General features: G+C 32.7%; 30 protein-coding genes, 1 tRNA gene, 1 pseudogene and 1 other annotated feature. Of the genes and pseudogenes, 23 read left to right on the forward strand and 9 right to left on the reverse strand.

Annotated features, from left to right (window positions below; translation table 11 throughout):
- Positions 1–28 precede the first annotated feature (28 nt).
- Together greA and AC1RPJ_RS02385 are read left to right on the forward strand one after the other, a co-directional pair.
- Complete coding sequence (gene greA, locus AC1RPJ_RS02380) at positions 29–511, forward strand: transcription elongation factor GreA (RefSeq protein ID WP_481761223.1); 483 nt, start codon at positions 29–31, stop codon at positions 509–511.
- A 77-nt stretch (positions 512–588) separates the two neighbouring features.
- Positions 589–1257, forward strand: a complete 669-nt coding sequence (locus AC1RPJ_RS02385) for a potassium channel family protein (RefSeq protein WP_481761224.1) — start codon at positions 589–591, stop codon at positions 1255–1257.
- 49 nt (positions 1258–1306) lie between these two features.
- Here the strand turns inward: AC1RPJ_RS02385 and AC1RPJ_RS02390 are convergent, their stop codons facing one another.
- Positions 1307–3943, reverse strand: a complete 2637-nt coding sequence (locus AC1RPJ_RS02390) for a YfhO family protein (RefSeq protein ID WP_481761225.1) — start codon at positions 3941–3943, stop codon at positions 1307–1309.
- A 235-nt stretch (positions 3944–4178) separates the two neighbouring features.
- Between AC1RPJ_RS02390 and AC1RPJ_RS02395 the strand changes: the two genes are divergently transcribed.
- From AC1RPJ_RS02395 to AC1RPJ_RS02420, 6 genes are all read left to right on the forward strand, one after another.
- The gene (locus AC1RPJ_RS02395; RefSeq protein WP_481761226.1) at positions 4179–6254 is read left to right on the forward strand and encodes a peptidoglycan D,D-transpeptidase FtsI family protein; all 2076 of its coding nucleotides are present in this window, start codon (positions 4179–4181) and stop codon (positions 6252–6254) included.
- A 167-nt stretch (positions 6255–6421) separates the two neighbouring features.
- Complete coding sequence (rpmG, locus tag AC1RPJ_RS02400; protein WP_057973409.1) at positions 6422–6571, forward strand: 50S ribosomal protein L33; 150 nt, start codon at positions 6422–6424, stop codon at positions 6569–6571.
- Positions 6572–6681: 110 nt separating this feature from the next.
- Positions 6682–7356, forward strand: a complete 675-nt coding sequence (locus AC1RPJ_RS02405; protein ID WP_481761227.1) for a rhomboid family intramembrane serine protease — start codon at positions 6682–6684, stop codon at positions 7354–7356.
- A gap of 20 nt (positions 7357–7376) precedes the next feature.
- Entirely contained in the window at positions 7377–7577 is a 201-nt protein-coding gene (locus AC1RPJ_RS02410) for a YqgQ family protein (protein WP_409022657.1), read from the forward strand.
- A gap of 31 nt (positions 7578–7608) precedes the next feature.
- Complete coding sequence (locus AC1RPJ_RS02415; RefSeq protein WP_481761402.1) at positions 7609–8574, forward strand: ROK family glucokinase; 966 nt, start codon at positions 7609–7611, stop codon at positions 8572–8574.
- Positions 8575–8594: 20 nt separating this feature from the next.
- The gene (locus tag AC1RPJ_RS02420) at positions 8595–9002 is read left to right on the forward strand and encodes a rhodanese-like domain-containing protein (protein WP_481761228.1); all 408 of its coding nucleotides are present in this window, start codon (positions 8595–8597) and stop codon (positions 9000–9002) included.
- Positions 9003–9049: 47 nt separating this feature from the next.
- Here the strand turns inward: AC1RPJ_RS02420 and AC1RPJ_RS02425 are convergent, their stop codons facing one another.
- The gene (locus tag AC1RPJ_RS02425) at positions 9050–9226 is read right to left on the reverse strand and encodes a DUF3042 family protein (RefSeq protein WP_409022655.1); all 177 of its coding nucleotides are present in this window, start codon (positions 9224–9226) and stop codon (positions 9050–9052) included.
- A gap of 126 nt (positions 9227–9352) precedes the next feature.
- Between AC1RPJ_RS02425 and AC1RPJ_RS02430 the strand changes: the two genes are divergently transcribed.
- From AC1RPJ_RS02430 to AC1RPJ_RS02465, 8 genes are all read left to right on the forward strand, one after another.
- Positions 9353–10090 (forward strand): glycerophosphodiester phosphodiesterase, encoded by a 738-nt coding sequence (locus tag AC1RPJ_RS02430; RefSeq protein ID WP_481761229.1) that lies wholly within the window; start codon positions 9353–9355, stop codon positions 10088–10090.
- 2 nt (positions 10091–10092) lie between these two features.
- The gene (miaA, locus tag AC1RPJ_RS02435; protein WP_481761230.1) at positions 10093–11025 is read left to right on the forward strand and encodes a tRNA (adenosine(37)-N6)-dimethylallyltransferase MiaA; all 933 of its coding nucleotides are present in this window, start codon (positions 10093–10095) and stop codon (positions 11023–11025) included.
- 12 nt (positions 11026–11037) lie between these two features.
- The gene (locus AC1RPJ_RS02440; RefSeq protein WP_481761231.1) at positions 11038–12291 is read left to right on the forward strand and encodes a methionine gamma-lyase family protein; all 1254 of its coding nucleotides are present in this window, start codon (positions 11038–11040) and stop codon (positions 12289–12291) included.
- Positions 12292–12391: 100 nt separating this feature from the next.
- Entirely contained in the window at positions 12392–12781 is a 390-nt protein-coding gene (locus tag AC1RPJ_RS02445; protein WP_481761232.1) for a MerR family transcriptional regulator, read from the forward strand.
- A 25-nt stretch (positions 12782–12806) separates the two neighbouring features.
- Positions 12807–14150 carry a type I glutamate--ammonia ligase gene (gene glnA, locus AC1RPJ_RS02450; RefSeq protein WP_409022650.1) on the forward strand — a complete coding sequence of 448 codons (1344 nt, stop codon included), beginning with the start codon at positions 12807–12809 and terminating at the stop codon, positions 14148–14150.
- Between the two features lie 151 nt (positions 14151–14301).
- Complete coding sequence (locus AC1RPJ_RS02455; protein WP_481761233.1) at positions 14302–15186, forward strand: exonuclease SbcC; 885 nt, start codon at positions 14302–14304, stop codon at positions 15184–15186.
- Entirely contained in the window at positions 15186–16118 is a 933-nt protein-coding gene (locus tag AC1RPJ_RS02460; RefSeq protein WP_481761234.1) for a hypothetical protein, read from the forward strand. Before AC1RPJ_RS02455 ends, AC1RPJ_RS02460 begins: the two co-directional genes overlap by 1 nt.
- A 57-nt stretch (positions 16119–16175) precedes the next feature.
- A complete protein-coding gene (locus tag AC1RPJ_RS02465; RefSeq protein ID WP_481761235.1) occupies positions 16176–16718 on the forward strand; it encodes a dUTP diphosphatase in 543 nt (180 codons plus the stop codon).
- Between the two features lie 278 nt (positions 16719–16996).
- Here the strand turns inward: AC1RPJ_RS02465 and AC1RPJ_RS02470 are convergent, their stop codons facing one another.
- The 3 genes from AC1RPJ_RS02470 to AC1RPJ_RS02480 form a co-directional block, all read right to left on the reverse strand.
- Positions 16997–17266, reverse strand: a complete 270-nt coding sequence (locus AC1RPJ_RS02470) for a hypothetical protein (RefSeq protein WP_481762174.1) — start codon at positions 17264–17266, stop codon at positions 16997–16999.
- 144 nt (positions 17267–17410) lie between these two features.
- On the reverse strand, positions 17411–17782 hold the full coding sequence (locus tag AC1RPJ_RS02475) for a transporter (protein WP_409022645.1): 372 nt from the start codon (positions 17780–17782) through the stop codon (positions 17411–17413).
- Positions 17783–17859: 77 nt separating this feature from the next.
- Positions 17860–18126, reverse strand: a complete 267-nt coding sequence (locus AC1RPJ_RS02480; RefSeq protein WP_481761237.1) for a SemiSWEET family transporter — start codon at positions 18124–18126, stop codon at positions 17860–17862.
- 1280 nt (positions 18127–19406) lie between these two features.
- Here AC1RPJ_RS02480 and AC1RPJ_RS02485 point away from each other — a divergent pair.
- Together AC1RPJ_RS02485 and AC1RPJ_RS02490 are read left to right on the forward strand one after the other, a co-directional pair.
- Positions 19407–20381, forward strand: coding sequence for a hypothetical protein (locus AC1RPJ_RS02485; RefSeq protein WP_481761239.1), 975 nt, complete (start codon positions 19407–19409; stop codon positions 20379–20381).
- An 8-nt stretch (positions 20382–20389) separates the two neighbouring features.
- A complete protein-coding gene (locus AC1RPJ_RS02490) occupies positions 20390–20953 on the forward strand; it encodes a hypothetical protein (RefSeq protein WP_481761240.1) in 564 nt (187 codons plus the stop codon).
- Positions 20954–20975: 22 nt separating this feature from the next.
- Here the strand turns inward: AC1RPJ_RS02490 and AC1RPJ_RS02495 are convergent.
- From AC1RPJ_RS02495 to AC1RPJ_RS02510, 4 genes and pseudogenes are all read right to left on the reverse strand, one after another.
- Positions 20976–21569: pseudogene (locus AC1RPJ_RS02495) on the reverse strand (IS3 family transposase); the annotation flags it as partial.
- A gap of 116 nt (positions 21570–21685) precedes the next feature.
- The gene (locus tag AC1RPJ_RS02500) at positions 21686–21967 is read right to left on the reverse strand and encodes a putative quinol monooxygenase (protein ID WP_481761241.1); all 282 of its coding nucleotides are present in this window, start codon (positions 21965–21967) and stop codon (positions 21686–21688) included.
- A gap of 119 nt (positions 21968–22086) precedes the next feature.
- Positions 22087–22791 carry a DUF4352 domain-containing protein gene (locus tag AC1RPJ_RS02505; RefSeq protein WP_481761242.1) on the reverse strand — a complete coding sequence of 235 codons (705 nt, stop codon included), beginning with the start codon at positions 22789–22791 and terminating at the stop codon, positions 22087–22089.
- 407 nt (positions 22792–23198) lie between these two features.
- Positions 23199–23272 (reverse strand) — tRNA-Arg (locus tag AC1RPJ_RS02510).
- Positions 23273–23448: 176 nt separating this feature from the next.
- On the opposite strand from AC1RPJ_RS02510, the gene AC1RPJ_RS02515 reads away from it, so the two are divergent.
- From AC1RPJ_RS02515 to AC1RPJ_RS02535, 5 genes are all read left to right on the forward strand, one after another.
- A complete protein-coding gene (locus tag AC1RPJ_RS02515; protein ID WP_409022635.1) occupies positions 23449–24081 on the forward strand; it encodes a TetR/AcrR family transcriptional regulator in 633 nt (210 codons plus the stop codon).
- Positions 24082–24134: 53 nt separating this feature from the next.
- Positions 24135–24220 (forward strand) — a sequence feature (ribosomal protein L21 leader region).
- 18 nt (positions 24221–24238) lie between these two features.
- On the forward strand, positions 24239–24547 hold the full coding sequence (rplU, locus tag AC1RPJ_RS02520; RefSeq protein ID WP_409022634.1) for a 50S ribosomal protein L21: 309 nt from the start codon (positions 24239–24241) through the stop codon (positions 24545–24547).
- Between the two features lie 21 nt (positions 24548–24568).
- Positions 24569–24898 (forward strand): ribosomal-processing cysteine protease Prp, encoded by a 330-nt coding sequence (locus tag AC1RPJ_RS02525; protein WP_409022633.1) that lies wholly within the window; start codon positions 24569–24571, stop codon positions 24896–24898.
- Between the two features lie 23 nt (positions 24899–24921).
- On the forward strand, positions 24922–25209 hold the full coding sequence (rpmA, locus tag AC1RPJ_RS02530; protein WP_083478911.1) for a 50S ribosomal protein L27: 288 nt from the start codon (positions 24922–24924) through the stop codon (positions 25207–25209).
- A gap of 72 nt (positions 25210–25281) precedes the next feature.
- Positions 25282–26343, forward strand: coding sequence for a M24 family metallopeptidase (locus tag AC1RPJ_RS02535; RefSeq protein WP_481761243.1), 1062 nt, complete (start codon positions 25282–25284; stop codon positions 26341–26343).
- Positions 26344–26361 lie beyond the last annotated feature (18 nt).

Raw genomic sequence — 26361 nt, forward strand, 5'->3', positions numbered from 1 at the left:
AACTTATTAATTTTAAGAGGAGTAAGTGATGGCAGAAGATAAAGTATATCCAATGACCGTAGACGGTAAAGTTAAACTTGAAGAAGAACTTGAAACATTAAAAACAAAAACGCGTGCAGAAATTATTAATCGTATTAAGATTGCACGTAGTTATGGCGATTTATCAGAAAATTCAGAATATGAATCAGCTAAAGATGAACAAAGTTTTGTTGAAGGCCGAGTTAAAACAATTGAACATATGCTCCATTATGCAGAAATTATTGATAACGCTGGTGTAGATGCTGACGAAGTTTCTGTTGGTAAAACAGTTTCATTTATGGAACCTGGTGAAGAGGAAGAAACATACACGATTGTTGGTGCGGCAGAAGCTGACCCAATGTCTGGTAAAATTTCAAATGAATCACCAATCGCTAAAGGATTAGTTGGCCATAAATTAAATGAAACAGTAACAATTGAAACACCAAATGGTAATTTTGAAGTCAAAATTACCGATGTTAAAGATAATTTATAAAAGCTAAATATAAAAGATTAAGTTGCAAATCATTTGTTACTTAGTCTTTTTTTATTAAATTAAGTAGGTGAGATAAGTTGAAAAAGAATTTTGCAATAATCGGTTTAGGTCGATTTGGTGCGAGTGTTTGCGAAACGTTGATTGAGTATGGGCAAGAAGTTTTAGTTATTGATAGGGATGAAGCTCGTGTAAATGATTATATGGATATTGCAACACATGCTGTTGTTGCCGATGCACAAGATGATGAAGCTTTAAAATCAATCGGTATTCGTAATTTTGATCATGTGATTGTCGCAATTGGTGAAGATATTCAAGCAAGTATCTTAGTCACATTGATGGTTAAAGAATTAGGTGTTCCTGTCGTAACGGCTAAAGCATTGAATAAATATCACGCTCGTGTACTCCAAAAGGTTGGGGCAGATCATATTGTTCATCCTGAACGAGATATGGGAATCAAGTTGGGTAGGGCATTAAGTTCTAATCATTTGTTAGATTACTTAGATTTAGATGATGATTACCGATTGGCAGAAATTGATATGACAGATCCGAGATATGTTAATAAGACATTAGATGAATTAAATTTCAGATCAACATTTAATTTAAATGTAATCAGTATTAGACGTGGTAAAGAAATGATTATTTCACCATTAGCAGATCAAATTATTTTACCAAATGATCAGGTACTGATTATTGGTGAAACAAAAGCTGTCACAGAATTTGATGAAAAAATGAACAAGACTAAATAAAAGGACAAGATTGCATATTGCAATCTTGTCCTTTTGTATTATACAAAAACTATTTAATCAATCTTTTTGTGTGAACGATAATTGGCTTAATAAGTATCAAGAGAATAGCCAAAATTGAGACGATCAAACCAATACCCATGTATGGTGGCCAATAGATAAGTTTAACGGTATGATTTCCCTTAGCAACTTTAAAGCTGAGAAAAGTATTCAATGATTTATTAGTTGCTACGGATTTACCATCAACTTTAACATGCCAACCTTTACTGTATGGAATCGTTGTAAAGACGACTTGATGATTACGTTTAACTGATATTGAACCTGTGATTGAATGTTGATTGTATTTTGTAACGTTTAATTCACTAGATTTTAGTTGCTTAATTTGGGATTTAAATGAATTAACATTCATTTGATAAAGCGTAAAGTTTTCTAAGAAAAGGGTTCTTTTCTTTAATTTAGCTGTCAGAACTATTTTTTTACCTTTATTATTGGATGCAATATTAACAACAACTGTATTTCGATACGTTTTATATTGTTTTAATTCGTGACCATTTAATTTAAATAAAACATTATCAGTACTTAATCCTGAACCTAAGGTTAAATAATAAGCATCGTTTGTTGTTGGTGTGTATGTGAAAGTGACTAGTCCAGATTTATTTAGTTTCGTTTTTGTTAGAATAGAATTTGTTAAATTAATTTGTGAACCAACGTTATCAAAATTGACAGTATTAAAATTAATTGGTGTAAATAAAGCATCGTTATTAATACCGGTTAGAGCAGATAACCAATCAGACTGATATCTTAATGGGTTAGTTGTTTTATTCTTGTTTGTCAATATAGTATCATTTGCTGCATAGCCAATTGATAAAGCATACGGATTTTTAACCGTTTCAGTTAACGAGTTATTTGAGACAGGTCTATAGTAAGCTGTATCAGGTTTTTCAGTTAGTGGTGTCAATGTTTCTAACTGTGTGTCCAATGCCTTAGAAGTCCGTAATTGTTTTGGTGTAAAAACGTACTTCATATTTAATAGGGCATCTGTTACCAAGGTACCATTTGAGTAAGTGACATAATTATCACCATCAGGTTGTCCTATCTTACCGTAAAAAGTTGGGATTGATTTTGAAAAAGCAGAACTAAAATGGGAACCGCTGAAAAAATCAGCTGACATGGCATCATTTTTAGTCCGACTGTATGTTTGTGCGACACGATAGAAAGAATTATCAATTTTTTTTAACGATTTACTTTCAGTTGCTAGGGCAGTCGTTGACACGTCGTATTCACTTGTAGATAAATAACTAATGTTATCTAATGAATAAACAGCGTTACATGACATCTCAGCTATTACACTTGCAAATAACAACCATTTGAATGAAGGTGATGCATGATCTTGGAACTGAATTAAAATTAACGTTAAAAGAATAAATAAAATTGATAGGAATAAAGTTTCATCAGATAAATAACTATAAGATTCTTTTGATATAAATAAGTACGTAAACATTCCGATGAATAAAAGACCTACAATACTCAATTTCCAGAATTTTATAGGATTAAAGTACTCAAATTGTTGAGCAGCTAAAAGGATAATCCAAAAGCAAAATACAAATGAAAAACGATAAGGATACCAAACTGGAAATTGCATTCCGTGCCATAGTAAATCTAAAGGTTCAAAGCACATCGATAGGATCAAGAAACTTGTGATTAAAAAAGAGACAACCCGTTCTTTAATTGAAAAACGGTTATTCATGAAATATAAGATAAAACCAATTAAAGCCAAACTCCCTACAAAAATATTAGGGAAACCAGAAGGCATTTGATCAAAATTGAATGAACCAATCACAAATTTTGAAAGCATCGCTAAAGGATTATATTCAATTTTTGCTTTAATAGATTCTTCCGTGTATTCTCCCTTACTTGAAAGCAATGAGAATAGAGTTGGAAAGAGGATAATTGCTGAAATTGCTACAGAAACTAGAGATTTATAGATGAAAATCCATGATTTTTTAAAAAATTGTTTAACTGATAGAGATACACGACTTGTTGTATATAAGAAATATAAAATCATAAAAAGACAGACCATATAACCCATATAATAGTTAACGATTAAAAGTAACGCAAGCCACCAAGTATAAGCCCAACTTTTTGAATTCAACTGTAATTTTTCAAAGCCTAAAATAACTAAAGGTAATAGAATAACAGCGTCTAACCATAATAAATTAAGTTGGTTAGCAATCGTCCAACCCATTAGCGCATACGCTGTGGCAAATAATGGGATATAAAGTGAAGTCATTCTTGTTGTTTTCTTTAATAATAAACCGAACGTAAGGCCTGATAAGGCATATTTTAAAAGGGTGACTACCATAACACCCGCTAAAATTGATTTTCCTGGAAATACTAAGAAAATAAGATTAAAAGGACTCATTAAGTAGTATGCCCACTCACCTAACATATCACCACCAATTGCTTGTGAAAATGAATAGAAAAAACTAGTAGGATGATGGAGAAGTGTGGCTCTAAAATAAGAGAAAAAATCAATATATTGCTGACCTAAATCAACAGTTAATAGAGAACTATTCCCAAAAGGATACATTTTGCGGCCAATAAAGTAACAAAGCATAATGAATAAAGGAATAAGGAAACTTAGAAGGAGTACATGATTCTTTTTAAGATAATTTTTAAGCTTAACCATTTTAAAACCTCTCTGACTATTAATGTATGGTAATAAGAATAGCATATTTGGGACTTTACCGCATAAATCAGCAGCAGATAAAAATATATTTAATCTGATTATTAAAGTTTTTATTATAATATAAATTGTTAGCCTGTTTATTGGGCCAATGAATCTTAAAAATGTGGTAATATGGTAAATGATATATTTATACGAATTAAAAGACTAATAATGATACAGTGAGAGGTAATTAAACGTGAAACTTCCAAAAACAAAACAAGGTCGAAGCAAACAAAATAAATCACATATTCCATTTAGATTAAATTTCCTGTTTTTTATTGTTTTCCTACTTTTTGCAGCATTACTGGCGCAGTTAGCCTATTTACAAATTTTAAACGGAGCTTCATTTGAAGCGACAGTTAATAGTACGGATACGACAACAGAAACTAAGAATGTACAGCGTGGGATGGTTTATGACTCAACAGGTAAGGTTCTAGTTGGTAATAATTCTTCTCGAGCAATTACTTATACAAAAGGATCAGGTATCCTATCGCCTGATTTATATAAGATAGCTAATAACTTAGTAACCTATGTCAGTATTGATACGAGTAAATTAACAGACCGCAATGCTGCTGATTACTACTTAGCGGATAAGGGGCATTTAAAAGCTGTCACTGCTGCTGTAAAAAAAGAAAAAAATTTAACATCTGCTGAGTTAAACAAATTATCAACTACTGATTTTAATACATTGACAGTAGCATATGCTGTTAAAAATAACATTGATTCATTAACTGATGAAGAAAAAGAAGCTGCTACTGTTTTTGGGAAAATGACGGGTGCTTATTCATTATCAACTGTTTACTTAAAAACCTCTGATGTTTCCGATAAGGAGATGGCTGAAGTAGGTGAACATTTATCAGGGATGAATGGGATTAAAATAGGAACTAACTGGTCACGAAGTTACCCAAATGGTAAAAGTATGAACAGTATCATCGGAAATGTCACTAGTGAAGCTACTGGGCTACCTAGTGATAGCGTGGAAACGTTAATGACTGAAGGTTATTCACGAAATGATAGTGTTGGTCAGAGTTATTTAGAAAAACAATATGAAGATGTTTTAAAAGGAACAAAGTCACAAACTAAGGTTGAAGTGGCTAATAGTAAAATAGTAAAACAAGTACAAGAATATAGTGGTAAAAAAGGTGATAATCTCGTCTTAAATATTAACGCTAAATTCCAAGCTCAAGTTCAAAAGATTATGAACGATAGTGTGAAATCAATTGCTGGAAGCAATCCTTATAATCCAGGGGCCTACGCAGTTGTCATGAACCCAAATACAGGTGCCGTTTATGCAATGGCCGGTGTTAATCGAAATATTAAAACAGGTAAGATTACGGATGATGCTTTAGGGTCGATTAATCAAGTATTTACCATGGGTTCTGTTGTAAAAGGTGCTACGGTTATGGGAGCTATGATGGATGGGGCAATTACACCAACTAGCAATACCATAACTGATGAACCTATTAAGCTTGCTGGGACAGCTCCTAAGTCATCATGGTTTAATACATCTGGTTCAGCTAACGTTGCGTTAACAGCTTCTGATGCATTAATGGTTTCTTCTAACTCGTACATGATGCAGTTAGCAATGAGAGAAGGCGGATTCAAATATTCAAGTGGTTCTTCACTGGATATGTCGAATTCAATTTTCCCCAAAATGCGTGGTTACTTTAATCAATTCGGACTTGGTATCAAAACAGGTGTTGATTTACCTGGTGAGTCAACTGGTTTTGAGGGTGTAGCTAACCAAACAAATATTGGTAAAGCACTTGATTTATCTTTCGGAAATTATGATTCATATACAACTATTCAATTAGCGCAATACATGTCAACGATGGCTAATGGTGGTACAAGATTACAACCACAAATTGTAAAAGCGATTCGTTCAACAAATGAGGATGGTTCTTTAGGTTCTGTTCAAACTGAAATGACACCTAATATTTTAAGTACAGTTAACGCAACAAAATCAGAATTTGATGTTGTTCAATCAGGATTTTATAAGGTTGTTCATGGATCAAGTTCATTGAGAACTGGGAATGCGATGAGTGATGTAACACCATCAATTTCAGCTAAAACAGGTACTGCTCAAACATTCTATGGAACATCTGAAACTGAAGCACTTAGTTTGGCTTCATATGCACCTTCTAACAAGCCTAAAGTGGTCGTTGCACTCGTTTTCCCTGGAATGGCTAATAATACAGGTAGTGCTGTGAATGGTCAGGCAGCAGTTTCAATTTATTCAGCATTTTGGAAAACTGTTGAATCTGATAAATAATATTAAGGAAATAAGTCATCTAATACCTGATTTTATTGCTGTAAAGTAAATTTCCTTAACAAATAAAAAAAAACACTAGCGTTTACTTATTAATAATGATATTATATAAGACGTTAAAGACTAATTGTCTTATGAAATTATGAAGAAATATATGGAGGGTTGCAACCATGCGTGTACACATTACATTAGAATGTACGGAATGTCATGAACGGACATACCTATCAAGTAAAAACAAACGTAATAATCCAGATCGTGTTGAGCTTAATAAATTTTGCCCACGTGATCGTAAGGTTACTTTACATCGCGAAACAAAATAACAACGGGAATTTTCCTGTTGTTTTTTTGTTTTAAATAACTTTTATACTAGTTGAAATAAAATCTTGTAAACGTTATTTTGTAAATTTTTATATGAAATAAGGAGCTATCTATGAATTTGGCAAAATACAAAAATACACCATTTATGACGTACTTTTTTATTGGATTATCAGCAATTGTTTTCATCGCAATGACACTTGCTGGTGGTAGTCAAGACACAAATGTATTAATTGAATTTGGCGCTAAATATAATCCACTGATCATGGACGGCGAGTGGTGGCGATTATTTAATCCCATATTTTTACATATTGGATTTGAACATATTGTCCTTAATATGGTTACATTGTATTTTATTGGTATCCAAATTGAGATGTTATTTGGTCATTGGCGTTTTACAGGCATTTATTTGCTTGCTGGAATTGCTGGCAATATTGCAAGTTTCACGTTCAGTCCAGATACTATTTCGGCAGGCGCTAGTGGTGCTATTTTTGGTTTATTTGGGGCATTCCTAATGTTAGGTGATAATTTTAGAAAAAGTGCCTATTTTAGACAAATGTCGCAGCAATTTTTACTATTCATTGTGTTAAATCTTGCGTTTGGGTTTATGTCGTCAAGTACAGATAATGCAGCTCATATTGGCGGTATTTTATCTGGATTCTTAATCGCAACGACTGTAGGCGCACCAAGATTGGCACGAATCAGTCATATTAAACAGATAGCTGCATTCGTTATTTTAATTATTATCAATTTAATTCTGATTAAAATTGGAATTTCTAATAGTATCTAGTTTAAGGTGGTGACCGTTAATTGAAAAATTTGTATGATGTCCAACAACTATTGAAACAATTTGGTGTGTACGTTTATGTTGGTAAACGTATGTGGGATATTGAATTAATGGCATTGGAATTAGATAATTTACATCGATCAGGAGTGATTGATGACAAAATCTATGCTAGAGCTAAAATTGTACTATCTCATGAACATCGAGTTGAAGAACAAAATAATTGAGAGTGTAAGTGGAGGAATTTGAATAATGGTAATTGAAAAAAAATTAATTGGTGTCGACTTAGGTGGCACAACAGTTAAATTCGCTATTTTAACTGAAACAGGCGATATTCAACAAAAATGGAGTATTGAAACAAACGTTCTTGATGAAGGCTCACATATTGTGCCAGATATCATTGCTTCAATTAATCACCATATCAGACTATTTGATATGACTGCTGATCAATTCGTTGGAATTGGTATGGGCTCACCAGGTACAGTAAATCGTGCAGATGGAACTGTTATTGGTGCATATAATTTGAACTGGAAAACATTGCAAAATGTTCAAGCAGATATTGAATCCGGTACACAAATTCCATTTGCTATTGATAATGACGCCAACGTTGCTGCTTTAGGTGAACGTTGGAAAGGCGCTGGCGAAAATGATGATGAAGTTGCCTTCATCACGCTTGGAACTGGTGTTGGTGGCGGTATTATCGCTAACGGTGCATTATTACATGGTGTTGCTGGTGCTGGTGGCGAAGTTGGACATATTACAGTTGAACCTAATGGCTACATGTGTACTTGTGGTAAGCATGGTTGTTTAGAACAATATGCTTCAGCTACTGGTGTTGTACGTGTAGCTCGTGATATGGCTGAAGAGTTTGCTGGCCAATCAAAATTAAAAGAAATGTTAGATGACGGACAAGAAATTACATCTAAATTAGTTTTTGATTTAGCTAAAGAGAATGATGTTTTAGGTAAAATGGTCGTTGATAAGGTATCGTATTATCTTGGACTAGCTTGTGGTAACTTAGGTAATATGTTAAATCCAGCATATATTGTTATCGGTGGCGGTGTTTCTGCTGCTGGAACGTTCCTATTAGATCAAGTTACTAAATACTTTAAACAATTTTCATTCCCAACAGTTCGTTCATCAACATCATTAAAATTAGCACAATTAGGAAATGAAGCTGGCGTTATTGGTGCCGCTTCACTTGCTCGTCAGTTTATTAAATAATAATTGAGGGGAGAACTAGTATGATTTTAGGAGCAGTAAAGGTTAGTTTAATAATTAATATCATTTTGATTATTATTTTAGTTGGGTTAGCTGGTAACCAATTTTATCTTTGGTATATGGGTCGCCGTGCAGCTAAATTAGTAACAAATGAAGAATTTAATGAAGGTATGCGTAAGGCGCAAGTTGTTGATTTACGTGAAAAAAGTGAATTTGATGCTTCTCATATTATGGGAGCAAGAAATATTCCCTATTCTCAATTTAAAACAGCGATTGGTGGTTTAAGAAAAGATTTACCTCTTTACTTATATGACCAAGGTAAATCGATTAGTACTCGAGCAGCCTATAAATTACACAAACAAGGCTATACAGATATTACTATTTTGAAAACAGGTTTTTCAAAATGGGATGGTAGAACAAAAAAACGCTAAAAAGAAAAAGCATTGAGGAATGAAAATTCTTCAATGCTTTTATTAGTTTATGAATGGTGTGATGAACGGCTCTTACGTGTTGCACGTTTACGGTTTTCTTCAATCATTTGTTCTTTTTCTTCGATGGGTGCAACAACAGTTTTTTTAAAGGCAAAGACGCTACCAACTAATGCGCCTACAGTTGCAGCAGTTCCGACTAAGAAACCTTTTGAAAAGTTTTTCATTATGTAGACCTCCTTATTCATTTGACATCTTTATTATGACTTATTCAATCTAAAATTGCCACTAAAAGCACCGCTATTTTACGATTAATGATATAATAATTTTTGAAAGTTAGGGGTGACTTGTATATGCAGACCAAAATTTATGCGCATCGCGGAAGTAAGGGAACCAGACCAGAAAATACGTTAGTTAGTTTTCAGGCCGCAATAGATGCAGGAGCCGACGGCATTGAGACTGATGTTCAGTTGTCTAAAGATGGTGAACTAATCATTATGCATGATGAAAAAATTGATAGGACCACAAATTTAACAGGTAAGGTAGTAAATCTGACACTAGCGGAATTAAAAAAAGCAGATGCAGGAATTAAATTCAGTTCTGACTATCAAGGTGAACAAATTCCAACATTAAAAGAAGTAATTGAGTTGTTAAAAGATAACAACTTTAAAGGCACTTTTAATTTAGAATTAAAAACGAATCATATAGAATACCAAGGTATAGAAGAACTTGTAAATAAACAAATGGAACAATTACCATCAGATATTCATCTTTTGTATTCTAGTTTTAATCCAAACTCAATTCGTAGAATGCAAAAAATTAATCCTGATGCAGAATTCGCGAGTTTATTCCAATTTAAAATTAAAGAGTCGCGTCAATTGGCTAAGCATCATTTAATCACTAGCTTACACCCTGATGTGACCTGGCTGAGAGAACGACATGGCTTATTTTGGCCAAAGCTACTGATTCGCCCTTGGACAGTTAATTCAGTTAAGGATATGACTTATTGTTTTAAAAAGAAATATGATGCCATTTTTACAGATTTTCCTGCAAAAGCAATAGAAGTACGAAAAGATATTCAAGGAGATTAGAAATGACGCAAAAAGTATTGTTAATTGTTGGGCCAACTGCAGTTGGTAAAACTGATTTATCGATAAAATTAGCAAAAAAATTTAATGGTGAGATTATTTCAGGCGATTCTATGCAAGTTTACCGGAAATTAGATATAGGGACGGCTAAAATTACAGAAGATGAGATGGATGGAATTCCACATTATTTAATTAATCACAAGAATAGTGATGAACGTTATTCAGTCGCTGATTTTACAGTCGAAAGTCGCGCAGCAATTAGTGATATTGCCTCTAGAGGGAAATTACCAATAATTGTTGGTGGGACCGGATTTTATTTACAGGCATTACTTGATAATTTTCAATTGGGAACAGATAATGACGACGATTTAAATTTAAGAAAAGAATTACAAGAACGTAGTGAAAAAATCGGTCCTGAGGCACTTTGGCAAGAATTAGAAAGCTTAGATCCAAATGCAGCATTAAAAATTCCAGTTAATAATACGCTACGAGTAATCAGGGCATTAGAGGTTATTAAAAAATCAAATCAATTGTTTTCGGCGCAAGCGGATCAAAAAACGGATGAGTTTAACCCCTTTATTATTGGGTTATCGACTGATAGGTCAGTGCTATATGATCGGATTAATCGTCGAGTTGACCTTATGATTGGTTCCGGGCTGATTGATGAAGCAAAATGGCTTTTTAACCAAAAAACCAATGATTTACCAGCTAGTAAAGGTATTGGATATAAAGAGCTATATGCTTATTTTGAAGAAAAACAATCACTTGATGAAGCGACAGAGTTAATAAAACGCAACTCAAGGCGTTACGCAAAACGACAATTAACTTGGTTTAGAAATAAAATGGCAGTTAACTGGTTTGATTTAATCGAGCATCCGGAACAACTAAGTAAAATAGAAATACAAATAGTGGATTGGTTAAAAGGACAAAAGTCATAAGGAGAAGAATATATGCAAAAATGGATAGATAATTTATCACAGGAGTTAGCAAATGTTGTAGGAGAAGTTGATACTCAAATTGAACCAAGACTAAAAGAAATTGATGAACAGGTTTTGTTTAACCAACAAAAAGTCTTGGAAGCTTTTAAGAAAAATAATGTTTCTGAAACATATTTTGCCGGATCAACAGGATATGGATACGACGATATCGGCCGCGATGGACTTGATCGTATCTATGCAGATGTTTTCAAAACAGAAGCGGCAATGGTGAGACCACAAATTGTTTCAGGAACGCATTCAATTTCAACAGCCCTTTTTGGTATGTTACGACCAGGGGACGATTTATTATATATTACTGGGATGCCATACGATACGATTCAGGAAGTTATTGGTATTTCTGGAACGGGTATTGGTTCAATGAAAGAATATGGTATCGGGTTTGATTACGTCCCATTAACGGCTGACAATCATATGGATTCTAATGGTTTAAAAGAAAAGTTAACGGATAAGGTTAAAGTTGTTGCAATCCAACGTTCTCGTGGGTATGCAACTAGAGATAGTTTTATGGTATCTGAAATTGCTGAGATGATTAAAGAAGTTCGTAAAATTTCAAAAGATGTGATTATTTTTATCGATAACTGCTATGGTGAATTTTCTGAAACAATTGAACCAACAGAGGTAGGTGCTGATATCATGTCAGGGTCACTAATTAAAAATGCTGGTGGTGGTTTAGCTAAAACGGGTGGTTACATCGTTGGACGTGCTGATTTAATTGAAAAAGCTGGTTACCGCCTAACAACACCTGGTACTGGTAATGAAGAGGGCGCCACCTTAAATGTTATGAGAGATTTTATTCAAGGGTTCTTTTTAGCACCTCATGTAACAGGTGAGGCAATTAAAGGTGCTATCTATACGAGTGCATTACTTGAAAAAATGGGATTAGATGTGTCACCAAAATGGGATGCACCAAGAACTGATCTCATTCAAACGGTTAACTTTGGTAAACCAGAACCAATGGTTAAGTTTGCTCAAGCTATCCAACGTGAATCTCCCGTTGATGCATATGTTGAACCAAAACCAAGTGATATGGCTGGTTATGAAGATAAAGTTATTATGGCTGCGGGTACTTTTGTTGAAGGTGCTAGTGTCGAATTGTCAGCTGATGGTCCAATAAGAGAACCTTATACGCTTTATGTTCAGGGTGGGTTAACGTATGCGCATGTTAAGTTAGCAGTTACAGCTGCAGTTGAAAAAACATTCTATTGAACAATCGACTGTAAGCTATGTTATAAAATCTAACATTGTACGTTGACAGTCATTTATTTCCTTGTTACTATAAGGATGTAATTAAAAAGGAGGCTTGTTTATGAAAGAGAAGGAACTCAGACGATCATTAGCGGTATTACCAATTGGAACGGTAATGAAATTAACGGACTTAACGGCTCGTCAAATTCGTTATTATGAGGAGCAGGAGTTAATTATGCCCCAAAGAAATGATGGTAATCGCAGAATGTATTCACTGAATGATATTGATAAGTTATTTGAAATTAAAGATTATTTAGATGAAGGCATGAATATGGTTGGCATTAAAGAAATTTATTTTGAAAAGGAAGCACAGGCTAAAAAGCAACGCAAATTGTTAGAAAAGCCTTTGACAGATAATGATGTTAGACATATTTTTCAAAATGAATTTCTTTCAGTTAGTGGACTTAAAAATCCTGACGATCCTTCTTTTAACACAAACAAGCGTCTATAAATTATAAATACTGAGGAGAGATAAAATGGCAAAAGCTGCATACACTAAAGATGACATTGTTACAATGGCAAAAAAAGAGAACGTTAAATTTTTAAGACTTATGTTTACAGATTTATTCGGAATTATTAAGAACGTGGAAGTTCCGATTAGCCAACTAGACAAATTATTAGAAAACAAATTAATGTTCGATGGTTCTTCAATCGACGGATTCGTTCGAATCGAAGAAAGTGATATGTACTTATACCCAGATTTATCAACTTGGATGATTTTCCCATGGGAACATGAACATGGAAAAATTGCGCGTATTATTTGTGAAGTTTATAACGCTGAACGTAAACCATTCCAAGGTGATCCAAGAAATAACCTTATCCGTGTCTTAAAAGAAATGAATGATTTAGGGTTTACTGAATTTAATATTGGACCTGAACCAGAATTTTTCTTATTTAAATTAGACCCTATAACGGGAAAACCTACAACACAATTAAACGATAAAGGTAGCTATTTTGATTTAGCACCAGTTGATTTAGGTGAAAATTGTCGTCGAGATATCGTGTTAGAACTTGAAAACATGGGTTTTGATGTTGAAGCTTCTCATCATGAAGTAGCACCTGGCCAACATGAAATTGATTTTAAATACGCAGATGCTTTACAAGCCTGTGATAACATCCAAACATTTAAATTAGTCGTTAAAACGGTAGCTAGAAAACATGGTCTACATGCGACATTTATGCCAAAACCATTGAATGGAATTAATGGTTCAGGGATGCATATTAATATGTCATTATTTCATAAAGATGGTAATGCATTCTTTGATGAAAAAGATAAGATGCAATTATCTGAAGATGCCTACCACTTCTTAGGTGGTTTATTACAACATGCACGTGGTTACACAGCAATTACTAATCCAACAGTTAACTCATATAAACGTCTTGTCCCTGGATTTGAGGCACCTGTTTATGTTGCTTGGTCTGGACGTAACCGATCGCCATTAGTTCGTGTACCAATGGCTCGTGGGTTATCAACTCGATTAGAGTTAAGAAGTGTTGATGCAACTGCTAATCCTTATCTTGTTATTGCGGCTATTTTAGAAGCAGGACTTGATGGACTTAGAAATAAAGTTGTACCACCTGCATCTGTTGATAGAAATATTTACGTAATGAACCGTCAAGAACGCCAAGATAATCATATTAGTGACTTACCATCGACACTACACAATGCCATTAAAGCATTGGAAAAAGATGATATCATGGAAAAAGCAATGGGTCCTCATTTATATCCAAGCTTTATTGAAGCCAAAAAATTAGAATGGGCTGCTTACCGTCAAGAAGTTTCTGAATGGGAAAGAGATCAATATTTAGAACTTTATTAAAAAAAGTGTAATAAAGGTTTGAAATGACTAACTAAATGATTGATAATGAAACTAGGACAAGTAAAATTGTTTTAGTTTTTTTGATTATGCAAAGAAAAATCACAATACATAGTAAAAAAAATAATCATTAAATATGAATAAGGGGTAAACTATGATAAAAGACAATCAATTTAATTTATCGGATCACAGTGAAGCTACAAACAATATCGAACGCACTCTATCTAAAAAAGTTGAGTACTTAAATCAACTTAGAGAGGCGATTAAACAAGAAGATGATCGATTAGTTTATCAACTCATTAACCAATCTCGTTACGCACAACTAGTGTTAAAGAAAAGAAGCGTTTCGGAATCTGCCATTCAAGAAGAGTTGGTCATTAAAGATTATCCACAAATTCAACAATATTTAAGTTTGAAACTTATCTCATATTTACGTGATACGTATCCATTCTTCTATTTTGAAGAAATGGAAGTTGGAAAATTCAAAATTCATTTTGGTAATTGGTGGGATCGAAAAGAATTTGGCTATTTAGACGTTTTAAATGTTGAATTTAAATTTGATGAAGAAGAACTAGCTAAATTAGCTAAGTCTTTTGAATTGGAAGAAACGAATAAACGTGTTAATACAGATAAAATTAATCAAATATCAATTCAAAATAAAGAACGTCAAGAATTAGTTGATTCTCAGGATGAACGTGACGCTGAAAAAGACAAAATTCGCGAAGATATGAAACGTAATTCACAAGAAAAAGGGCGTCCTTGGGATGCTGGACGTATTCGTGAAGAACGTCGCGTGTTAAAAGAAAGATTAACAGAGTTAACTGAGATGGATGAAAAAGCCAGCAGTGCATATCAAGATATTAAATCAAGTGAGACTGATGTTTTAAGTTTAGCCAAAGAAGATACGTTGATTGGTTATGAAAGACAAAGTGTTATTGGTATATTTGGTGATTTTGAAAAATTCACTAAACAAAATGATGCCTTATATTACAGTTATTTATCTCACTTAATTAGTCAAAAAGGACAGGTGACTGAATAATGGCTGAAAAAGAAAAGCAGTTAGTTTCTACAAAATCGCGTTTAGTAAACTTTAATGAACAAATTAAATTAAGTCTGAACAATGGGATTAAATTTACGGAAACATTAGATGTTTTAATGAATACCCAGGATAAAGTTGAGTTGATTGATGCCGCAATGAGTTTGATGGGTTATCAACTTGACACTAATTATTTAACATTCCCGCAAAAATATAGTGCTGCAGATTATTGTTTACTCTTCTTTAACCGTTTAATGGACTTGCATGATAATGAAACGGCTATTTTACACTTCTCAGAGCCTAGAAAAGCACTTGTCCATGAAATACCTGGGATTAATGTCGTAGATAGTTTTTCCTTTAAAATTGATGATAATGATGGCGCTTATTATGTTGCACAAGAATCAGGAGAATCTTTATTTTATTTAAATTTACGTAAAAGAATGATTCGAATTAATAGTACAGCTATTACAAATGTCTTAATTGTTAGTTACTTGGAAAAATTAGACGCAAAATCGATTAAATATCTTGAAATGATGTTAATTGATTTTGCGACGTATTTAAAAGAAGATTATGGATTTAGCGTTGATCTTAATCTATTGGATTCAGGTAATCCAGCAAGATACGAATTGTCTGAAGATATACTTAAACGAAGTGTTATCGATGAATTATTTGTACTTGCTTCAGAAAATGAGTTAATGGTTGAAGCAGGCGCAAATAATAGTGCTGTTTTAAAATTAGCTAAATCTGAAATAACAATTTATGATCAACAACAAATGGGTGAGAGTGATAATGAAAAATGGGTCGTTGCTGTTATGGATGCTGCCCAAGAAATTTCATGGTTCGATATTTTGTTGAATGAACCTTTCATTAGAAATTGGTACTTGAATAATATAAATGAATTAAGTATTAAATCAGATCCCTTGATTTTTAAATAATAAAAAAATGTCTGTCCGTTAGTTACTAGTGGGCAGATTTTTTTGGAGGAAAATTTAGTGAACTTAACAGATATGATCCAAATGGAACGAAGCTTTGATCGGGATGTTATTCAAGATAAAAAAATTAGATGGAGTCCTGAAGAGAGATTGTTTAACGCCTATGTGAGCTTGGATGTTGAACTATCAGAATTAGCCAACACGGTTGAATGGTTTAAAGTCTGGAAAGAAAATCGTGGACAAAAAATGGAAAAAGGCAAAACGCATGAAGAGACAGTACTCTCAGAATATGTTGATGCAATGAGTTTCTTTTTTAATATTGCCAATCAAAATAAATGGACCTATTTATTATTAATTAGTGACGAAGAGATGGATGATTTTGCAAAAAAGCCTATGACAATGTCATTGAATAAAGTCTTTTTATCGTTAAAATTAATGATTTCTAAAAGTTTATTTAGTCATAAATTAGAAGATTTTAAACATGCTTGGCATCTTTTTATTAAATTCGGGTTAGTTGATTTAAAATTGTCTTGGAATGATATTGAAAATGAATTTGTTAAAAAAAATATGGAAAATATTGAAAGACAAGAAAATAATTATTAATTAAAACAGTCTTAAATTGGAGCTAACCAATAATATTGGACAAAAATTTAAGCAGGTTACTGAATTTTAAGAGCTTGGTATCGTATTATTAGTAATTAATTTACAACTGAGCGTCGTAAATAAGGAATCATTAATAATTCGTATTTTAAATTTTAATAAAGAAAAGCCTTCGACATTGGATTTTTGTCCAATATTGAAGGCTTTTTTGTGTTAATAACTGAATAACAGTTTTTATTTGAATGAGACTAATCTCTTTTAAAATTAACTTAAGTAAAAAATCAAGAACCAGTATCAAAATTAAAATCAGCACCATCTTCAGATTCATGAATATGAACGTCTTTAGCAGACGAAGTACTATCATTAATATCAAAGCTCTCAGAAGAAGATGTCTTCTTAGTAGATGATGAAGATTCTTTAGAAGAATCTTTGGCCTTAGAAGATGAGGCCTTTGTGTTGGATGATGCAGACGACTGTTGAGAAGAAGAGCTATTTTTGTTAGAACTGGAATCAGAATTATAACTATATTCGCAAGCAGACAATAGTAGCATTGATACGCTTAGAACCCCTAGTAAGCTAATAAATTTTTTCATTTTAAATCCCCCAATATTTTTATGGTGCAAAGCGAGCAGTAGGAATCGCACCTACTAAAAGTATCTATACGCTCGTTAGAAATTTATGTTAAATTTTGTTTATTAGTGCTTAGCAGGAGCTTGTTTGAGTGTGAAAACTGCTGCAATGATTAATAAAATAAATGTAGGAAGGGCAAAAACCATTGATAAAAGAAATAAACCGCAACCAATAATACCAAGAACATGGCCAGTAATAGAGATATCAGCTTTTCTTGATTGAACAAGTGCAACAATGTGAAGAATAAGGCCAATTCCTAGCATAATATAAAAGAAAATAGCTGTACCGCTAGTTAAGGTTGATGTTCCAGAGACAGCGTGTGATGTTACAGTAGATTTATTGATACCAGTTAAAATAACGATAAGCCAAGAAAAGGCTACTAATATAGTATTTATGATATCGAAAGTACCTGCTGCAGTGTTAATTTTTAGTTTCATGAAGAATTCCCCCGTATGGAGCTTTTAACGTGATTCCCTATCTGCACGTAAGTATTCTATTTTATGTATATGATATTTTATAAGGCAGTGAAGAAAGCGATGGCGCCTAGAAAGATACCCGGTACGTTTGCAAAGAATATAGGCCAGTCTTTATTTTTACCACATACGCCATAGACAGTCCAAAATATGCAATTAATACAGGCAACCAAGGGCTGAACAGGATTACCCTGGCTACCATTAAGGTTGGAAATGATTTGTGGGATGTATGAGACATACATTAAGATAGATAAAATACTTGCAAACTTCCCGATTTTTTCTAGAGTGCTATCATTTAATAATTTCATTCTAATTCCTCCAAACTTTTTTATGCCTCTCTATAATAACTAATTATCAGTTATTCTACAAATTATAACAACTGGGAGTAGGTAAAAATGTTTGGTGTTGGTGAAAATAAACTTGTGGATGATTTTTATTATTAAAATGCATCAAAATTTTCTTGGGTGATAAATTAATTATTTAAATGAAGGCTAGGTATTTGTTTAGGTTAATATCTTACTAATTCAGAACTGTTATTGTAAACTCAGTATTTTGTTTTTAACTAATACTGACTATTTATGAAATTGCTGGATCTGAATAGCAAAGCTATAGAATGTTGAATAAATGATATTTAAATAGTGGTACATTCAGTAGAAACTATAGGACTAATAGTTTCTGTTAACAGATGACTACGTATCAAAAAAATTTACAGGGATGAGTTAATGCGTTGCTCTAATCAGAATGACGTTCCTCAGATGATTATCAAATTTAACAATAATTTTTCTTATAAAGGTAGCGCAGTTATTGATACTATTCATGAGTTGACCATTTAGGAGAAGAATGAAGTAATCAGAGAAATTACACTACTTGAGTTTCATTAATGATTTAGATAACATAAAACCCACTTAGTAAGGTGACTTATACATACAACTATTACTCTGACTGGCAATGATTATAACAAACGTAAAGGGGGAAATGCTATATCTTCATTTAACGAACTATTCCCACAAGTCAATGAAAAATCTACAATTAATAAGGTTAAACGTTTTTTTAAAGTATGGTTACCAAAAATGCAGAGATATAGTCAGAAGGATATTAGCGGAATTAAGTCGCCAATTATCATGGATATGCCTAAAAAGTACCTCAGGGAACAATCAACACGAAGAGACCATAACTAAACGTATCTATGCTGAGCAAGTTATTAATAATGTTCTAGTAGCTTTAAAGAGTTGTGACACTATTAGTAGAAAAATATTAATAGATGTCTATATTGCAGAAGATAATAAATAAAATGATATTGAAATGGATGATTTAGGATATGAAAAGACGAGATACAGTTTTTACAAGAATCGAGCATGCTTACAGTTTGCTGATTCATTCTTAATTGAAGACTTACATGATTTCAAAAAGTGAACATTTAGTGAACAAATTGAAGTGATTAATCTGTTATATTAGTAATATGATATTTTGATATCAGTTATTAATCTCTAATCCAAATATTTATACACACATGAGAAAGGTATTGTTTACCTGTCTTTTTTATTGTTTAATAATAGAGCGAGTATAAATTATTTGGAGGAGTAACTATTTGGACAATTATTATGTATTTAAATTAAATTTAGCACCAAATATAATTAGAACTTACGTTGAAAGAAAATCAGAAGGTTGGAAACAGCTTAAACATAATGTAATAAAGGATGATCTAACTAATAGTTTTGGAATACCTAATGGATTTGAAAGGGGAACATATTTAAATTTTATTTTTAAGGATACTGATGTTAAAGAAGAATTATCCAAATCTATAGAATATACAGAATTTGTTGCTCAATCTAAAAAAATAGAAGAGGAATATTTTGCTGTTATAGAAAACTATGAAAAAAATTCGGGCATTTTATGGACAAAAGAATTTTTGGGCGTTACAAAAGTTGAAATGAGAACAAAAATGGACAAATTACTTAAAAAATATCCATTTTTAAAAGAATCATTAGATGATGTTTTAGAAGATGATATAATAGGCAACTTAAAAGGGTACGGACGTTACGGACATGGTCGTAAAATGATGCTAGAGGCTAGAAAAATAATACGGTATATTCAGGATAAAGAATATATAAATGCTGGAGTGAATTTTTTTTATGAATTGGAAACTGAAAAAATTTTAATTTCTACTAATGACAAAAGTTTGAAAGAAGCTATTAGTATGTCTGAAAGAATAGAATCATTTATAAATACAGCAGAAAATACCAATATGGGTGCTGTATCAGTTAATGCAGTTCAAGATAGCGTTAGCATTAAGCAAGATTATGCAAGAGTAACAGTACATCTTGTCTATCCTAATGGTGCCCAGCAAGTTGAAGATAGGGACCTTGCTAGTCGAAAACGTATAAATGCTGAAGATGTGAAAAAAATATATAGTGCCCCTAGAGGAGAAAAAGTAAATACAGTAGAGTTAAGTAAACAATTGGGTGAAGATGCTAAGCGAGGATACCTTAAATCGATAAAACATAGGGCAATGAGTATAATGAAAATTGTACCTGTAATAGTTAATAAAAATTTTCATAAATAGGTGATAGTATGGTAGATAATAAATCATTGATGAGAGCATTATGGACTTCAAAACGAGCAACTATATGCAATATATACTCTAAAATTGGAATTTCGATAAATGTAATATTTACAATAATATATTTATTTTTTCCGGATATTATTAATGTTAATTATGAAGTTTCAAGCTTATTGGGTATTTCTGTTACCGGATTATCTTTTACATTCGCATTATTTGTTGCGGTTAAAAGTATCTTTGATATAGATAATTTAGGACACATATATTTAGTTTCTAAAACAGATACTCAATTAAAAAACGTATTTGTTGAAATATTCACACCATTTATGTGGACTTCATTTTTATGGCTAACCATAGTTGGAATATCAATTAGTACTATGTTAATATCATTTGAAACCTTTATTGATTTTGAAGTAATTTTGTATTTGAAAGGAATAGTTTTAATTTTAGTATTTACGGCGTCTTTGAATATTTTTGGGCTTATTTTAGACATCATCCGAGATACTCAAAAAAAGGCTATAGAGGCTGGAGAAGAAGAAGCTGAGTCAATAATAAAAAATAATAAAATGAAGTGAACCCTAAATATTGGACGAAGCTTTATGCAGCATTCTGGGTTATAAAAATTCGGTGTTCAACCGGGCTTTTACAACCCAATTTTATTTTAATTCGTGAAAAATTATAGTCATTTATCCAAACCGGTACTTGTGAAACTAGTGTTTCATATGTATCGGTTTCTTTTTGATAGAAAGCTTCAGCTTTCATAATATGGAAAAAGCTTTCCATGGCAGCGTTATCTAAACATGTTGCTTTACGTGACATACTCTGAAAAATACGATATTTTTTGAGAATAGTAACCCAATTTTTGTGTTGATATTGGAATCCTTGGTCAGAATGAATCGTCGTTCGATAATTTAAATCTTTTGGGATTTTTGCAATTGCTTGTTTCAAAACCTTTGTTGTAAATTTAACTGTTGGATGTTTACTAATCTGATGACTTAGAATTTTGCCTGAAAACAGATCATAAATACAGGTGAAATGGGCCCGTTCATCGATTGTTTCGTCACCCCAACGGACTTCTGTAACATCTGTTGCTAGTTTTTGATAAGGTCGGTCCGAAAAGAAACGGCGATTAATCAGGTTTTTAGAAACGGTACCAACTTTTCCTTTATACGAGTTGTATTTGCGTGTCTGGCTGAAATTGAAGTAGCTCCCATAAATTAAATCTCCTTAAATTTTTAAAATTTTGTAGCAATACGACCAATGAGCCTTGCACTCATAGCCAGCTTAACTGGTGGTCGAAAGGGTAGTTAGGCGTCCATTACAATAACTTGTAATTCTTCAGTTACAAATTGATTGATGCCTGCTAAAAATTCTTTAAAATAAGTTGTTTCATTGTGGAAGTTAACTGCGTCTTGGTCTTGCCAATGCTCAATTATTGCATAACGATTGTTGGCACCTAATTGTTTAAAATGATTGTATGAAATATTACCAGATTCTTTTTTTGATTGCGTCACTAGAGGATCAATAAAATGTTCATATTCTGTAATACAATTTTCATTAACAACTAAACTAACATTAAAAACTTTCATGATAATATTCTCCTTTTTAGCTTTTAACGTGATTCCTATGCACGTAGATAAACAAAAACGAGCAGCAGGAGTTGCACCTGCTTGAAGTATCTATACACTCGTTAAAATTAGTTAAATATTTATTCCCAAGTTGAGTCCCCGTAAGTGACAGAGAACGGACCAGCATTAGAAGTTGTAAAGTATAATGTCATTACAGCTTTTTTTCCGGCAGCTATTGAATTTGGAATATTACCAGAGTAAGTCTCTGAATTAAATTCCCCAATAGTATCATCACTATCATAGACGTCAAACTTTTGACCATTGAAATCTAGTGGACCTGTACCATTATTTTGAACGGTTACTTTAACAGCAACTTGTGTATCACCGGATTTAACATCATTTAAAGGAACTGACGTTTCTTTTTCAGCAGAGTCAACGGTTATCTTTGAGTCGTCAGTTAAATCTACAGAATCGCCAAAAGATGAAGTAGATTCTGAATCGGATTCATCATCAGTGTATGACTCATCGTCAGATTCTGAATCAGATTCAGATTCATCGTCAACATATGAATCATCATCGTCATCATAACTAGAATCATCATCTGATTCTGACGAGTCACTAGCACTTGACGATCTAAAATTAGACGATGAACGCGCTGACGAATCTTTATCAGATGTTACCGACATCACGCTAAAAGAAATAATTGATATGCCTAAACCGGCAATCAATAAAATTAGTGGTATTAAATTAGAAGCTTTATTACCCCAAGCTACAATAAACCAAGTTACACCTGTAAAAAAAACAACTAAACCAATAAGAAAAATAATTGTAAATGTAGTACTCATGAATATATTTCCTCCGAAATCTATATCTCTACTCCTAGAAATATGATAAAATTATTTGTTAATATATTTATACCCTCTAACTTGCTACCAACAGGTTAGGGGATTTTTTAATAGTTTTATTTCAAACAATTTACTAAAGCTTAAGTAATTGCTTGATATTTTTAACGTGTTTTCCAGTAATACAATATAAAGCGTTGCCAACAGCCTTACCGACAGAAAATGCTTTCTTATCGCCTGATATTTTAATACTTTAGTAGATTTATTGATAAAAATATCCATGCAACAAATATGCAACAAATGTTTTGAGCATTCTATCCTTTATAGTCTGTTTTCACCTAAATAAAAAAATAGGAACGCCCGTTTAAAGGCATTCCTATTTTTATAAATCGGTCTAGAATGGATATCTATGACTCGGGTGAGATTCGAACTCACGACCGTCCGCTTAGAAGGCGGATGCTCTATCCAGCTGAGCTACCGAGTCATAACAACATTTAATAGTATATGATAAAATACTGGTACTTGTCAATGGAAATTGGTAGAACTCTTATAAATTATCAAAAACATGAATGAAAGTTTTGATGAAATGTTCTATAATAAGAAAGTAATAGACATAAATGGAGATAAAGACTATTTAATTATGAATAAAGAGGTTGAAAAATGGTTGATTCTAATGATCCACGGGTAAAGAGAACAAGACAAAATTTAAAAAAATCATTAGTTGTACTCATGAAACATTACAAAGTTGAAAATATTAGCGTTCAAAAGATTACTCAGGAAGCAAATGTCACTCGAGGAACATTCTATCTGCATTATCATGACAAACAAGATTTTATTAATCGGGCAATGGATGAAATTTTAGATGACTTTTTTGATTACATTATGATTATGTCAAAACAATCACCAGATAAAGCGTACGTTTATTCGAAACCAGTTGAAGTTTGTTGTTTAAATCGGGTGTTTAACTACTTACAAGATGAATCAATGATGTTTGGCGTACTTTTAAATAGTCAAGAAGATGTCGCTTTTTCTGATAAAGTATATGATAGACTAGTTATCTACTTAAATAACTTTAGAGAACAGTTAGCAGGCGATTTTGAAGTATCTAAGATACCAAACGAGTTACAAGTATCCTATGTTGCATCAGCGCACCTAGGCTTCATTAAACGTTGGTTACGAGACGATATGATCTACACACCGCACTACGTTGCTAAGGTTTTAAAAGAAATTACTGGCGTTGATACAAGTAACGGAGTCAATTTAACAAACTTTTTTGTTGAAAATGATGGATAACGTTGACTTAAGAAGTTACATTTGATATTATAATAACGTTGTATTTGTGAACACCACAACTGCAACCGCACGTTTTAAGTTTTTAAGCGTCAGGTTGTCTAAATCTGATCACTAAATTACGGCGAGTCTAAGTAATCTATAAGGAGGTGTAATACACATGTACGCAATTATTAAAACAGGTGGCAAACAACTTAAAGTTGAAGCCGGAGAAGCTATTTACATTGAAAAATTATCAGCAGAAGCTGGTGAAAAAGTTACATTTGATGAAATTGTTTTAGTTGGTGGCGAAAAAACCGTTATTGGTGCTCCTTTTGTTAAAGGTGCTACAGTAACTGGTACTGTTGAAAAACAAGGCCGTGAAAAGAAAGTTGTTACTTTCAAATACAAACCTAAGAAACATTCTCATACAAAACAAGGTCATCGTCAACCATATACTAAGGTTGTTATCGATGCTATTAACGCATAATTTTGAAAGTAGGCTACTAGTATGATACGTGCAGTTATTTCTCGGAGAGATGCCAAAATCATCGATGCGTTTGAAATAACAGGGCATGCTGATTCTGGTGAATATGGTCAAGATATTGTGTGTGCTGCGGTTTCGGTATTGACTATCAATACAGTTAATAGTTTGACCGAACTTGCTAAACTTAATCCTGATGTTGAGATGGATGAAGATAATGGTGGATTAATGAAAGTTAAACTATCAGAATCTGAGTTAAACGATGCTACAGGACAGTTATTTTTAGAAAGTTTAGTTTTAGGACTACAGTCAATTGAGCAAAACTATCAAGATTACATTAAATTAACACTTAAATAATAAGACTATAACAAGGAGGTGCATTGATTATGTTAATGAATTTACAATTTTTCTCACATAAAAAAGGTGGGGGTTCTACTTCTAATGGCCGTGATTCTGTCGGTAGACGTTTAGGCTCAAAAAGAGCTGACGGACAAGAAGTAACAGGTGGTTCAATTCTTTATCGTCAACGTGGAACACGTATTTATCCTGGTGTTAACGTTGGTAAAGGTGGAGATGATACTTTGTTTGCTAAAGTCGATGGTATCGTTCGCTTCGAACGTAAAGGCCGCGATAAGAAACAAGTCTCTGTATACCCTGTAGCTGAATAATAATAACTCAAAGGAAACCTCTTCATTTTATGATAGAGATTTCCTTTTTTTGTACATAAAAGGAGTGTTTAAATGAATTTTGATAGAATTAAACAATTACAATCAACTTTTGAGAAACTCTCGATTGATGCATTTCTAGTGACGGATACGACAAACATATTTTATTTAAGTGGTTTTGAAGGTGATGGTGTATTGTTAATTACTGATACACAACAATTTTTAATCACTGACCTAAGATTTGAATTGGCACTAGAAAATCATGATAAAAAATTAGAAATAAAATTTACGCGTGATTATCTGGGTGCTGTATCTGACATAATTAGTGAAAAAGGATTAACAGTTATGGGATTTGAATCATCAATATCATTTTTAGAGTATGATCAATTAGATGAAATCCTTGTTAGTGATTTGGTGCCATTTACTAATATTGTTGACGAATTACGACGTGTTAAAGATAAGGATGAGCAGATAAAATTAATAAAAGCAGGAAAATTAGCTGATGAAGCTTTCAATTATATTGTGTCGACGATTGAAGTTGGTCAAACAGAAATTGAAATTGCTAATCGGCTAGATAGTTATATCAAAAATTTAGGTACTATGAGTGAATCTTTTGAAACAATTGTAGCAAGCGGTATTCATTCAACATGGCCACATGCAACGGTTTCAAAACGAAAGATTCAAGACCAGGATCTGATTACGATAGATTTTGGCTATTATTACGAGAACTATACATTTGATGTCACAAGGACCATCGCCGTGGGATCGATATCTGATGAATTAAAACATATCTACGAGTCTGTTTTAACGACACAAGAACGAGTGATTTCATTAATTAAACCGGGAATAAAATTAAGTGAATTAGCTAGAGTTGCTAATGAAACAATCGCCGATGCAGGATATGGTAAATATTTTAATCATGGGATTGGGCATGGAATTGGCCTATCAATTCATGAATTACCTAATATTAAATTGGATGATTCAAACAGTGTTTTGCAAGCAGGCGACGTCATTACAATTGAACCAGGGATTTATGTACCAAACCTTAGTGGGGTTCGAATTGAGGATGATATTTTAGTGACTGAGAATGGCTATCAAATGTTAACGAATTCTTCTAAAAAATTAATGATAATATAGACTTTAACTTGCTTTTAT

Source organism: Dellaglioa sp. CoH-57-MRSF-17 (genome assembly GCF_056782015.1).